Raw genomic sequence first — 12,693 nt, forward strand, 5'->3', positions numbered from 1 at the left:
GCCATTGGACGACGGCCGCAAAGGCCTAAAGTCACATCCCCCCAAGCGTTCACCTGATCGCAACCTGACCTCACTAGCGTCGGTATACATGCCCGCCGACGCTGACCAGCTGGACCGACTACAGGACGAGGTCGATGCCCTGCTGGCCCGGCTGGCCGACGCCGAACTGCGCTGGCAACCGTGGATCGATCCGGTGGCTCGCGAAAATCGCTGCAGTGCAATCAATTTGGTCCACTACTGGGCACTTCGCCAGGTGGACCTGCGAGACCTGCAGCAACAGCTGACCGAACTCGGACTGTCCTCGCTGGGTCGCAGCGAGGCCCACGTACAGGCGACCCTGCGGCTCGTCTCGGCTGCGATCACGGCGATACGCGGTCGCGGCTGGGACCCGGGCGAGCCCGCCGTCGTCGACGTCGAGCGGGGCGCCCAGCTGCTCGAGCGCAACGCCACCGAACTGCTGGGCCCCGCGCCCGACGACCGGGCCGCACGGATCATGGTGACCCTGCCCTCCGAGGCGGCCGGCGACCCCGCCCTGGTGCGCGCCCTGATCGACTCCGGAATGCGCATCGCCCGGATCAACTGCGCCCACGACGACGCGACGGCGTGGAAGGCGATGGCCACCAATGTGCGGGCGGCGGCCGCCGCTGCCGGGCGGCCGTGCCTGGTGGCGATGGACCTCGCCGGTCCGAAGCTGCGGACCGGACCGCTCGAGCCCGGGCCGCAGGTGACCCGGCTGCGGCCCAGCCGCAACGCGCAGGGCCAGGTGGTGGCCGCCGCGCGCGGCTGGCTGACCAACGACCGCCGCCCGGCCCGCCCGCCCGAACCCGGTCTGGTGACGGTGCCGGTCGACGGCGACTGGCTGGCCCGCCGCGCCGAGGGCGACGAGGTGGTGTTGCGCGACACCCGCGGCTCCAAGCGTCGCCTGCTGCTGGCGGCCGCCGCACCCGGCGGGTTCATCGTCAGCACCGAGAAGACCACCTACCTGGGGACCGGGACGGTCCTGGTGGCCGGCCCACATGATGCCGCTGACGTCGGCGAGCTGCCCGCCGTCGAGCAGAGCATCCGGCTGACCGCGGGCGATGTGGTGCACCTGACCCGGGACTGCAGCCCCGCGCCGGTCGACGACGACCAGCCGCCGCGGATCGGGTGCACGCTGCCCGAGGTGTTCGACAACGCCGAGGTGGGCGAGCGGGTCTTCTTCGACGACGGCAAGCTCGGCGGTGAGGTGATCGCCCTCGCCCAGGACAGCCTCGACGTGCGCATCGACCATCCGCCGCACGGCTCGGTGAAACTGCGGGCCGGCAAAGGAATCAACGTGCCCGACACCGACCTGCCGATCTCGGCGCTGACCGACAAGGACCGCGCCGACCTGCCGGTGGTGACCGAGCTCGCCGACTTCGTCCAGCTCTCGTTCGTCCGCGAACCCGTCGACGTGATCCGGCTCTTCGAGGAGCTGAGCCGGCTCGGCGACACCGAGCTGGGCGTGGTGCTCAAGATCGAGACCCGCCAAGCCTTCGAGCAGCTACCGCAGCTGATGCTGACCGCGATGCGCCGGCGCCGGGTCGGGGTGATGATCGCCCGCGGCGACCTGGCGGTGGAAACCGGCTACGAGCGAATGGCCGAGCTGCAGGAGGAGACGCTGTGGCTGTGCGAGGCGGCGCATCTGCCGGTGATCTGGGCTACGCAGGTGCTCGAACAGCTCGCCAACACCGGACAGCCGTCGCGCGCGGAGATCAGTGACGCGGCCATGGCCGAACGGGCCGAGTGCGTCATGCTCAACAAGGGGCCCTACATCGCCGACGCCGTCGTCACGCTCGACGACATCCTCGGCCGGATGGCCGGTCACGAATACAAGAAGAACTCGCTGCTGCGCAGCCTGCACTCCTGGCGGGCCCGCAAGCTCGGCTGACACTCACAGCACGCCCGGCGCGGGGTCGTGACCCAGCTGGTGGGCCAGCGCGTCGGCCACCGTCGTATGCCGGAACCGGTGCCCCAACGACTGCAGCTTGGTCGGCAGCACCCGCTGATCGGCTTCGGCGAGTTCCCGGGCGCCCTGCCCACCGAGCAGGATCCGCGGACCGATCGAGGGCACCGGCAGCACCGCGGGACGATGCAGTGTCGCTGCCAGCGCCTTGGTGTAGTCGCTGTTGCGCACCGGATTCGGGCCGACGGCGTTGACCGGGCCCTCAAGCCTGGTGTCGTAGAGGGCGCGGTAGTAGATGTCGAGCAGATCGTCCAGACCGATCCAGGACAGCCACTGCCTGCCGCTGCCCAGCCGGCCACCCAGACCCGCCGCGAACAGCGGTCGCAGCAGCCGCAGCGTTCCGCCCGCGGCGGCCTGGACGATGCCGGTGCGCACCGCGACGGTCCGCACGCCCGCATCGACGGCCGGTGCCGTCGCGGCCTCCCAGTCGGCGACCACGTCAGCAAGGAAACCGTCACCGCGGGTGCTGTCCTCGCAGAGCACGGCATCGCCGCGGTCGTAGCCGTAGATGCCGATCGCCGAGGCGCTGACGAATGTGCGCAGCCCCGGCCCGGGCGCGGCGGCCAGCTCGGCCAGCCGCCGGGTCGGCTCGATCCGCGAATCCCGGATCGCCGCCCGGTGCGCGTCGGTGAAGCGTCCGGCGATGGACTCACCGGCCAGGTGGACGACGGCGTCGACCCCGTCCAGCAGATCGGCGGCGGGATCGCTTGGTTCCCAACGACGTTCGTCGGGACGAGCGGGATCGCGGCGAACCAGCCGGATGACGCGGTGACCGCCGGTGGTCAACAGGGCGCCCAGCGCGGCGCCCACCAGACCCGACGAGCCGGTGATCGCGACGGCCAGCTGGCCGGCACCGGCCTGCGCAGCGTCGCGGTGCGCGGCGAGATCGTCGGCCAACTGGCGGTGGCGGTAGGCGAACGTGGCGCGCAGTGCGGCTCCGGGCACGGTGGTGTCCACCGTGTCGTGCACCCGGGTGCGGTCCTGTCCGGCAGCACTGAACCGGTGGGTGTGCCGCCACCAGCCGATGATCCGCGGCGCCAGGGTCAGCAGGCCGTCCGAGGACAGGGCGTCGACGAACTGGCGTGGCGGGTCGTAGCCTGCGGGATCGTGCTGGGCGATCCAGCGCAGGCCACCGGGCAGACCGAGGACGGCGCGCCCGTCGGCCAGCGACTCGGTCTCGGCCACGACGCGCATGGGCTGCCACGGCGGCACCAGTCGTCGCATGGCGCCCGGCCGGGTGTGCCAGTCGAACACCTCCTGGAGCGGATGGTCGACGACGCTGGCGTATTCGATGCCCATGGTGTCCTTTGGGTGGCCCTGGTGTAGTCGTCCAGGGATTCGGAGCCGCAGGCGCGCTGGATTGCCCGGGGGGCGCAGATCGAAACGGCGACGACGCCGCCGCAGGTCAGCGGGAGGCTGGCTCGTCCGACGTCGGGTCGGTGGCCGCCGTGTCACCGTCGGGCTGCCCCTCCCCAGACTCGGGAGTATCGGACTCGGGGGTGTCGGACTGGGGGGTATCGGACTGGGGGGTGTCGGACTGGGGGGTTTCGGACTCGTTGACCGGGTGGACGGCGGCCTCTTCGGCCGGCTCCGGCAGCTCGGGCTCGTCGTCGCTGGGCAGGTCCGACTCCGGCTCGTCGGACACCAACTCGTCGGGATGCTGTTCGGCGGCCAAGTCGTCCTCGGGATATTCGGCATCGAAGGTCGAATAGGTCGAGTCGACGGTTTCATCGGTCTCGGAGTAGGCCACCGTCTCCGCGGTCGCCGACGACTCGGCGGGTTCGGGTTCGGGTTCGGAGGCCGGGGCCGCGGTGGCCGCCTCGTCGAGGCGGCGACCCTGGCGTTCGCGGATCGCGTCGACGATCAGCAGGATCACGCCGATCACGCTGGCCGCGATGCACACCCACGCGACCAGCTCATTGCTGGTGACGACGGCGGTGACCAGGGCCGCGAGGCCGATCACTGCCAGCACCAGCGCAACGATCAGCATCGATCACCCTCCGACCGCTCGAAAGCAGATTGGTTCTGAGGCCGCACAGCCCGACAGGAGCTTAGTTGTTGCCCCGGCTGAACTGGTTGAACCCGCCACCGTCGGTGGTCGCGCCGGAATCGACCGGGGCGGCCGACCCGCGCTGGCCGAGCTCTTCGAGCTGTGATTCCAGGTAGGTCTTGAGCCGGGTGCGGTACTCGCGCTCGAAGGTGCGCAGCTGCTCGAGCCGGCCTTCCAGGACGGTGCGCTGCTGGTTGATGGTGCCCATGATCTCGGAGTGCTTGCGCTCGGCGTCGGCCTGCAGTGCGTCGGCCTTCTCCTGAGCCTGCCGCAGCTGGGTCTCCGAGCGGGTCTGGGCATCGCTGAGCATCGCGTCGGAGCGCTGCTTCGCGTCGGCGACCGTGGTCTCGGCGGTGTGGCGGGCCTCCGACAGGATCTGGTCGGCGTTGGCACGCGCGTCGGCGAGCAGCTTGTCGGCCTCCGCCTTGGCGGTGCCGGTCAGCCGGTCGGCGGTGTCCTGCGCCAGGGCCAGGACGCGGGCCGCCTTGATGGCCTGCTCCTCGCTGGCGGCGCTGCTCGGCGCCGGCTGCGGCGCCGGGGCTGGCTCGGGCTCGGGCTCGGGCTGGTAGAGCGGGATCGCCTGGGTGGGCTGCGCGACCGCGCCGCCGCTGCGGGCTCCCGCCAGCTCCTGATCGAGTTCGGCGACCCGCTGGCGCAGGTCGGAGTTCTCCTCGATGAGGCGGGTCAGCTCGTTCTCCACCAGGTCGAGGAAGGCGTCGACCTCATCCTCGTTGTAGCCACGCTTGCCGATGGGCGGCTTGCTGAACGCCACATTGTGCACGTCGGCCGGTGTAAGCGGCATCATCTGCCCCCTCGGGTCTGGACGGTCGAACCGGTCTGCAAAGTGTAGAACGCGTCTTACGTTCGTCGTTCCGTACTGTAACTGGCGTCCATCCTGTCACACCAGAACCGCCGGTCGCCCTTGAGACCGATAATTAAGAGCTAATTTCAAACTTTCCGTACCACTTTTTCGGCGTGGCTAATCGCCCGCCCCGGGGTTTTGCGTTATCTTCCGCCACCACGAGCGGCACCACTCAAGCCGCGGCGGCGGCCGCGTTGAAGGCCAGCTGCATCCCGATGAAGGCGACCAGCAGCAGCACCATGATCGACAGGTCGAACCGTACGGCGCCGATCGTAAGCTGCGGGATAAGGCGACGTAGCAGCTTCACCGGCGGATCGGTGACCGTCATGATCACTTCGAGGACGACGACGGTCAGCCCATGCGGGTGCCAGTCCCGGCTGAACGACCGGATGAACTCGACGACCACCCGGGCGATCAGCAGCAGCCAGAACACGAACAGCACGAAGCCAAGGATTTCGAAGAACAGCGACAAGTAGAGCCGGTCCTTAATCAACAGCGGATGTGACATTGCCGACATCGCTGGTTTGCCCCCAGCGCGACGCCGTCAGCCTACCTACTCGGCGGAGTGCCAGCACTGCACCCCGGTCACTGGTAGCTGTAGAAACCCGCCTCGGCGATCCGGCGGCGCTCCTCGGCGCTGACATCGACGTCGGCCGGCGACAGCAGAAAGACCTTGGTGGCCACCTTGTCGAAGGAGCCGCGTAGCGCGAAGGCCAGACCGGCAGCGAAGTCGACCAGCCGCTTGGCGTCGGCGTTGTCCATCGAGACCAGGTCCATGATCACCGGCTGGCCGTCGCGGAAGCGTTCGCCGATGGTGCGTGCCTCGCTGTAGTCCTTGGGGCGCAGCGTGGTGATCTTCGACATCGGGCTCCCGGCCTCGAACAGTTCGGCCATCCGGCGTGGGTCCATCGCCAGGGCGCCGCGGGTCGAACCGCGCAGCGAACCGAACCGGGAACGGGGCATGTCGTGCGGGTGCTCGAACTCGCGCGGGCGGAACCGCGGCTCGTCGCCATATTGGGCACGGAAGCCGCCCGTCGGCGCGTAGTCGGCCTCGCGCGGGTCGTCGTACTCGCGACCGGCCCGCGGATGGAGATCGTCGTAGCGCGAGCCCCGCTCGTAGTCGTCGTCGGCGAACCGATCGGCGCGCCGCGGGTGCGCGCCGCGGCCGGCACCGCGGTCATCGTCGTCGTAGTACTCGTCGTCATAGTCGTCCATGGGAGCCATACCGAAGTAGGCCTTGACCTTGTGGAGTGTGCTCATCGCTGGACCCTTCTGGAAAACGTGAAGCGCGGTGTCTGTGATGAAGATGTGACTGGAGTGACTACTCAGGGAGACGTTAGAGGACGTGGTCCCATAAGAGCTGTACCGACACGCACACACGTCGATCCGTGTCGCACGGCGGCCTCCAGGTCACCGGACATCCCCGCCGACAGCTCTGTCGCCTCGGGATGGTTCTGCCTGACCCGGCGGTGTTCGACGGCCAGGGCCGCGAACGCGGTGTCGGGATCGGCACCCAATGGCGGCACCGCCATCAAGCCGACCAGGCGCAGCCCCTCGGCCGCGGCAACCTGTGCGCAGAGGGCGTCAACGGCCGCCGGATCGGCAACGTCGACGCCGCCGCGCGAGGTGTCCCCGTCGAGGCTGATCTGGACGAACACCCGCAGCGGTGCACTCCGACGGCCCTCATCGAGGGCCTGCAGCGCGCCGCGGTCCAATGCTGCGGCCACTTTGGCGGCGCTCAGCGAGTGCACCGCGTCCGCCCATGCCGCAACGGCTTTGGCCTTGTTGCGCTGGACCTGGCCGACCATGTGCCAGCGCACCTGCGCCGCTCCGGCCCCGGTGAGGTCGGTGAACTCGGCGATCTTGGCCGAGGCCTCCTGCTCGCGGGACTCCCCGAAGCTGCGGCAGCCCAGCCGCCACAGGATCGCCACGTCGGCGGCCGGGAAGAACTTGGTGATCGGCAGCAGTGCGATGTCGTCGGTGGTGCGCCCGGCGGCTTGAGCCGCGCGGGCGAGGCGCTCCCGCAGTGCGGCCAGCGCGGTGGCGAGTTCGGTCTCGCGGTCGGTCGCGGCGGTCATTGCATCCACACCAGGGCGGCCAGCCGCCCGGTCGGGGCCGCGCGGCGGTGGCTGAACAGATTGCGGTCGGCGACCGTGCACCGCGGGTCGACGTCGATGGCGCGCACACCGGCACCGGCCAGCTGCCGGGCGATGCCGGCGCGCAGATCCAGGCCCGGCGTGCCGCGCGAGGTGGTGGTGCGGCTGCCGGGCAACCGCGCTTCGACATCGGCGGCCATCTGCTCGGGCACCTCGTAGTTGGCGCCGCTGACCGCCGGGCCGAGCAACACCGAGATGTGTTCGGCGTGGGCACCCTTGGCCAGCATCGCCTCGAGGGTGCGCAGCACCACGCCGTCGGCAGCGCCGACCCGCCCGGCGTGGACCGCGGCCACCACACCAGCCTGCGCGTCGGCCATCAGCACGGGGACGCAATCGGCGGTCACGACGGCCAGCGCCAGCCCCGGGGTCGTCGTCACCAGGGCGTCGGTGTCGTCGACGGCATCGGACCTCGGCTCGTCGACCACCGCCACCCGGGCGCTGTGCACCTGATTCATCCACACCACGTGGTCGTCGGCCAACCCGATCGCGGCGGCCAGCCGCGCGCGATTGGCCGCGACGGCGGCCGGGTCGTCGCCGACGTGGTCACCGAGATTGAAGGTGTCGAACGGCGGTGCCGAGACGCCACCGGCTCGGGTGGTGGTCACGCGGCGGATGACTGTCACAAACCCAGTATCGCGGAGGTGGGGAAAGCGTCAGTGCCGCATGAACGGCGGCACGTCGACGTCGTCGTCGGAGATGCCGTCGTCGCCGCCGCCGATGCTCACCGTCGCGCCGTTGGTGTGCACCGGCACACTGGCGGCGTCGATCGGGTCGAACAGCGACGAGCTGAGCTTGCCCGCCGCGCCGGGGGCGATCGGCTGGCCCGCGGCAGCCGCTCCCCCGACCACCGGCTTGCGGCTGGGGCTGGCCGAGTCGAAACCGGCCGCGATGACGGTGACCCGGACCTCGTCGCCGAGCGAGTCGTCGATCACAGTGCCGAAGATGATGTTGGCGTCGGCATGGGCGGCGTCCTGCACCAGCGAGGCGGCCTCGTTGATCTCGAACAGACCGAGATCACTGCCGCCGGCCACCGACAACAGCACGCCCTGGGCGCCCTCCATCGACGCCTCCAGCAGCGGGGAGTTGATGGCGATCTCGGCGGCCTTGAGGGCGCGGCCGTCACCGCGCGCGGAGCCGATGCCCATCAGGGCGGTGCCCGCTCCGCTCATCACGCCCTTGACGTCGGCGAAGTCGACGTTGATCAAACCGGGGGTGGTGATCAGGTCGGTGATGCCCTGCACGCCGTTGAGCAGCACCTCGTCGGCGCTACGGAACGCGTCCATCAGCGACACCTGCGCGTCGCCCATCTGCAGCAGCCGGTCGTTGGGGATGACGATCAGGGTGTCGCAGCTTTCGCGCAGTGCCTGGATGCCCGCCTCGGCCTGGTTGGACCGGCGCTTGCCCTCGAAGGAGAACGGGCGGGTCACCACGCCGACGGTCAGCGCGCCGAGCTTGCGGGCGATCGAGGCGACCACCGGCGCGCCGCCGGTGCCGGTGCCGCCACCTTCACCAGCGGTGACGAAGACCATGTCGGCGCCGCGCAGCAGCTCTTCGATCTCATCCTTGGCGTCCTCGGCTGCCTTGCGACCGACTTCGGGGTCGGCGCCGGCACCCAATCCTCGGGTGGAGTCGCGGCCGACGTCGAGCTTGACGTCGGCGTCGCTCATCAACAACGCCTGGGCGTCGGTGTTGATCGCGATGAACTCCACGCCCTTGAGTCCCTGCTCGATCATTCGATTGACGGCGTTGACGCCGCCGCCGCCGATGCCAACGACCTTGATGACGGCGAGGTAGTTATGCGGGGGGGTCATCGTCTGTCTTCCTCCCTGGTGGGGATCGGGGTGCCGCGACGTCGGTTTGGGCAAACCCTCAACCTCAACCAGAGGCTTAGAGTTATGTCAAGTAGTGCCGCGCAAACAGAACGGTATGGGCGCCCCGCCCTGGATTGGGGAGGCGCGCCGACGTGTCGCGGCGCGAATTTGTCGGCGGATCGGTCACAGCGCCCCGGCCCGAATCACTTGACGGTCGGCAGGTCCGGGCTGGAGACGTCATAGACCTTGCCCGGCTGGGTCAGCAGCGCCGCCAGCTTCTCGGCTTTCTCGTCGGTGCGGTCGGTGGTCCCCCACACCACGGTGCGGCCGTCGGTGAGTGTCAGGGTGACCGACGCCACCGACGGTGCGGCCACCCGGCTGACCTGAGCCACCACCTCCGGGCGCAACGCCGTCATCACCTCCAGGGCCGCCCTGGTCGGAGCGTCGGTGGGTCCGGGGTTGTCGACGTCGATGTAGGGCAAGCCCGGCGGCGGCGGTGCCGTCGCGAAGTCGACGCCGTCGCGGTCGAACAGGTGCGGCCCGTCGGGATAGTCCTTCACCACGATCGGAATCCGCTCGACGATGGTGATCCGCAGCGTCGAGGGATACTCCCGCTGCACCCGAGCGCTGGCCACCCGGCGGATGCCGGCCACCCGATCGGCCACCTGGTCGGTGTTGATCTGCAACAACGGGGTGCCCAGCTGCACCTTCGCCGCGTCGATGACCTCGTCGCGGGTCACCGCCCCGATCCCGGTGACCACCAGCGAGCGCGCCGACATGACCGGGGTGAAGTACAGCACCAGGCCCAGCCCGACGCTGACGAGCGTCAGCACGATGAGCCAGGTCAACAGCTTGAGCCCGCGAACGGCCCGCTTGCCCAACGGCTTGGGCGCCTCCACCACCGGGCCGGCGACGCGCCGCTTGGCCTCCCGACGAGCCTCTTCGATCGCCGTCGCGCGGGCCTGGGCGGCGCGGCGCTCGGCGCGTTCACGGCGTTCCCGCCGCCGGGGCCCCTCCAGATCGGCGTCGTCGGCGGTTTCGGGCTCGGCGATCTCGTCCCCGCCCGAGGGGTCAGCGTCGGGTTCGGCGTCGTCGAGATCGACGTTATGCACGTCCCCACTCGGACTTTCCCGCCCAGATGTCGGTTTGGGCAGGATCGGCGCCGGCTCGGCCGGCGGCTCGTCACCGGCCTGGGTCATCGATCCTGCCCGGGTATCGAGGTGTTGGCCCTGTCCTGCAGGGCCGCGAGGATCTCCTGGCCGAGCATCGTCACGTCACCGGCACCCATCGTGACCACGACGTCACCCGGCCGGGCCGCCGCGGCCACCGCCGCCGCCACCGATGAGAAGTCGGCGATGTAGTGCACCGGCACGCTGACATGCTCGGCGACGGTGGCCCCGCTGATCCCGGCCATCGGCTGCTCCCGCGCGGCGTAGACGTCGAGCACGAACACCTCGTCGGCGATGTCCAGCGCGTTGCCGAACTCGAGTGCGAAAGTCTTTGTCCGCGAGTACAAGTGGGGCTGGAACACGACGATGCTGCGGGCTCCGGTGATGGTTGGGTGGCCGGTGCGGTCCTGCTGAGCGACGGCTCGCAACGCCGTCAGCGCCGCGCGGACCTCGGTCGGGTGATGGGCGTAGTCGTCGAAGACCCGCACCCCGTGGGCCGTACCGACCAGCTCGAACCGGCGCCGCACCCCTTCGAATCCGGCCAGCCCGTCCAGGACGTCGTCGACCGGGGCGCCCGCCTCGACCGCGGCCAGCAGGGCGGCCAGCGCGTTGAGCGCCATGTGCCGGCCCGGCACCTCCAGCCGCATCACCCGCTGGTGGGCCTCGCCGGCCAGCTGAATGTGAGCCACCGCCCCGGTGCCGTGCTGTTCCCACTCCACCAGCCGCCCGGCCAACTCCGGATCGGGCGCGCTGCCGTAGCGCAACACCCGAACCTCAGCCGCACTGCGTTCGGCCAGCGCGGCGGCGCCGGGATCGTCGACGCACGCCACCAGCGCACCGCCGGGGGCGATCCGTTCGACGAAGGCGTCGAACACCGCGGTGTAGGCCTCCGGGCTGCCGAAGAAATCCAGGTGGTCGGCCTCGATATTGGTCACCACCGCCACGTCGGGGGTGTATTCCAGCAGCGAGCCGTCGCTCTCGTCGGCCTCGGCGACGAAACAGCCGCCGCTGCCGTTGTGCGCGTTGGTGCCGGCCTCCCCCAGGTCGCCGCCGACGGCGAAGGACGGGTCCATCCCGGCGTGCTGCAGCGCGACGATGAGCATGGAGGTGGTCGTGGTCTTGCCATGCGTGCCGGTGACCATCAGCGTGCGATAGCCGGCCATCAGCTTGGCCAGCACCACCGGCCGCAGGATCACCGGAATCCCCCGGCGCCCGGCCTCGACCAGTTCGGGGTTGGTCTTGGGGATCGCGGCATGGGTGGTGATCACTGCGGTCGGACCGCCAGGCAGCAGGTCGAGATTGGCCGCGTCGTGGCCGATGCTGATCGCCGCGCCGCGCGCCCGCAACGCGACCACACCGCGGGACTCCTTGGCGTCGGATCCCGACACCAGACCGCCCCGGTCCAACAGAATGCGCGCGATACCGGACATGCCGGCGCCGCCGATGCCGACCATGTGCACCCGCTGCAGCTCCGGCGGCAAGGGCCGCGGTCCGGTCGACGCGCTCATCGCCGGCCCGCCCTGGCCGCACGCACCACGTCCAGGGCGACCTCGGCGACCCGCCGCGCGGCGTCGCGATGGCCGACCCGGGCCGCAGCGGCCGTCATCGCCGCCAGCCGCGCCGGATCAGTGAGCAGGCCCACCACCTCGCGGGAAATGAAGTCGGCGGTCAGGTCGGCGTCGGCGACCAGCAGGCCGCCGCCGGGCTCGACCACCGGCAGCGCGTTGAGCCGCTGCTCGCCGTTGCCGATCGGCAGCGGCACATAGACCGCGGGCAGCCCGACCGCGGAGACCTCGGCCACCGTCATCGCGCCGGACCGGCAAATCGCTAGGTCGGCGGCGGCGTAGGCCAGGTCCATCCGGTCCAGGTAGGGCACCGCGACATAGGGCGGGGCGCCGGGGTGCGACGAAGGCAGGTCCAGGGTGTTCTTGGGTCCGTGTGCGTGCAGCACCGAGATGCCCGCCGCGGCCAGCTCACCCGCCGCCGCCGACACCGCCCGGTTGATCGACGCCGCGCCCTGCGAGCCGCCGAACACCAGCAGCACCCGGGCGTCGTCGGCGAAGCCGAAATGGGCGCGGGCCTGTGCGCGCACCGCGGACCGGTCCAGCGCCGTGATCGACGCGCGCAGCGGCATGCCGACCACCTCGGCGTGCTCGAGCCCGGAGTCGGGCACCGCCGCGAGTACCCGGCGGGCGGTGCGGGCCCCGACCCGGTTGGCCAGGCCCGCACTGGCATTGGCCTCATGCACCACCACCGGAACCCGGCGCCGGTGCACCGGCCCGCCCCGGGCGGCCAGGTAGGCCGGCAGCGCCACGTAGCCGCCGAATCCGATCACCACGTCGGCGGCAACATCGTCGAGCACGGACCGGGTCTCGCGCACCGCGCGGCGCACCCGCAGCGGCAGTCGGACGAGATCCCCATTGAGTTTGCGTGGCAGTGGGACCGGGGTGACGAGCTCGAGGTCGTAGCCGCGGTCGGGAACCAGCCGGGTCTCCAGGCCCCGCGCGGTGCCCAGGGCGGTGATCCGGATCGACGGGTCGAGAGCCCGCAGCGCGTCGGCTACCGCCATCGCCGGCTCGACGTGACCGGCGGTGCCACCACCGGCGAGAACGACCGACACCGATGCGTCCCCATCCCTGCTGCTAATGCCCGAGTCGCTGC

General features: G+C 70.7%; 12 protein-coding genes. 1 reads left to right on the forward strand and 11 read right to left on the reverse strand.

The window, feature by feature from the left end:
- Positions 1-88: 88 nt before the first annotated feature.
- Positions 89-1,909 (forward strand): pyruvate kinase, encoded by a 1,821-nt coding sequence (locus ADBZ9K_RS06165; protein ID WP_526619161.1) that lies wholly within the window; start codon positions 89-91, stop codon positions 1,907-1,909.
- A 3-nt stretch (positions 1,910-1,912) separates the two neighbouring features.
- Here the strand turns inward: ADBZ9K_RS06165 and ADBZ9K_RS06170 are convergent, their stop codons facing one another.
- The 11 genes from ADBZ9K_RS06170 to murG form a co-directional block, all read right to left on the reverse strand.
- Entirely contained in the window at positions 1,913-3,283 is a 1,371-nt protein-coding gene (locus ADBZ9K_RS06170) for a TIGR01777 family oxidoreductase (RefSeq protein ID WP_526619163.1), read from the reverse strand.
- Positions 3,284-3,389: 106 nt separating this feature from the next.
- Positions 3,390-3,974, reverse strand: a complete 585-nt coding sequence (locus ADBZ9K_RS06175) for a hypothetical protein (protein WP_526620942.1) — start codon at positions 3,972-3,974, stop codon at positions 3,390-3,392.
- A gap of 61 nt (positions 3,975-4,035) precedes the next feature.
- Positions 4,036-4,836, reverse strand: coding sequence for a DivIVA-like cell division protein Wag31 (gene wag31 / locus ADBZ9K_RS06180; protein WP_526620770.1), 801 nt, complete (start codon positions 4,834-4,836; stop codon positions 4,036-4,038).
- Between the two features lie 232 nt (positions 4,837-5,068).
- The gene (locus tag ADBZ9K_RS06185) at positions 5,069-5,368 is read right to left on the reverse strand and encodes a YggT family protein (RefSeq protein ID WP_526620772.1); all 300 of its coding nucleotides are present in this window, start codon (positions 5,366-5,368) and stop codon (positions 5,069-5,071) included.
- A 113-nt stretch (positions 5,369-5,481) separates the two neighbouring features.
- The gene (locus ADBZ9K_RS06190; RefSeq protein WP_526619164.1) at positions 5,482-6,156 is read right to left on the reverse strand and encodes a cell division protein SepF; all 675 of its coding nucleotides are present in this window, start codon (positions 6,154-6,156) and stop codon (positions 5,482-5,484) included.
- Between the two features lie 65 nt (positions 6,157-6,221).
- Positions 6,222-6,974 carry a YggS family pyridoxal phosphate-dependent enzyme gene (locus ADBZ9K_RS06195; protein WP_526619165.1) on the reverse strand — a complete coding sequence of 251 codons (753 nt, stop codon included), beginning with the start codon at positions 6,972-6,974 and terminating at the stop codon, positions 6,222-6,224.
- A complete protein-coding gene (gene pgeF / locus ADBZ9K_RS06200) occupies positions 6,971-7,675 on the reverse strand; it encodes a peptidoglycan editing factor PgeF (protein WP_526619167.1) in 705 nt (234 codons plus the stop codon). Before pgeF ends, ADBZ9K_RS06195 begins: the two co-directional genes overlap by 4 nt.
- 30 nt (positions 7,676-7,705) lie before the next feature.
- A complete protein-coding gene (gene ftsZ / locus ADBZ9K_RS06205; RefSeq protein ID WP_526619169.1) occupies positions 7,706-8,863 on the reverse strand; it encodes a cell division protein FtsZ in 1,158 nt (385 codons plus the stop codon).
- 203 nt (positions 8,864-9,066) lie between these two features.
- Positions 9,067-10,062 (reverse strand): cell division protein FtsQ/DivIB, encoded by a 996-nt coding sequence (locus ADBZ9K_RS06210; RefSeq protein WP_526619171.1) that lies wholly within the window; start codon positions 10,060-10,062, stop codon positions 9,067-9,069.
- Complete coding sequence (murC, locus tag ADBZ9K_RS06215) at positions 10,059-11,540, reverse strand: UDP-N-acetylmuramate--L-alanine ligase (RefSeq protein WP_526619173.1); 1,482 nt, start codon at positions 11,538-11,540, stop codon at positions 10,059-10,061. Before murC ends, ADBZ9K_RS06210 begins: the two co-directional genes overlap by 4 nt.
- Entirely contained in the window at positions 11,537-12,679 is a 1,143-nt protein-coding gene (gene murG, locus ADBZ9K_RS06220) for an undecaprenyldiphospho-muramoylpentapeptide beta-N-acetylglucosaminyltransferase (RefSeq protein WP_526620774.1), read from the reverse strand. The genes murC and murG overlap by 4 nt, the downstream gene beginning before the upstream one ends.
- Positions 12,680-12,693: the final 14 nt, after the last annotated feature.

This window comes from Mycobacterium sp. (assembly GCF_965229265.1).
In the GTDB taxonomy this organism is placed as follows: domain Bacteria; phylum Actinomycetota; class Actinomycetes; order Mycobacteriales; family Mycobacteriaceae; genus Mycobacterium.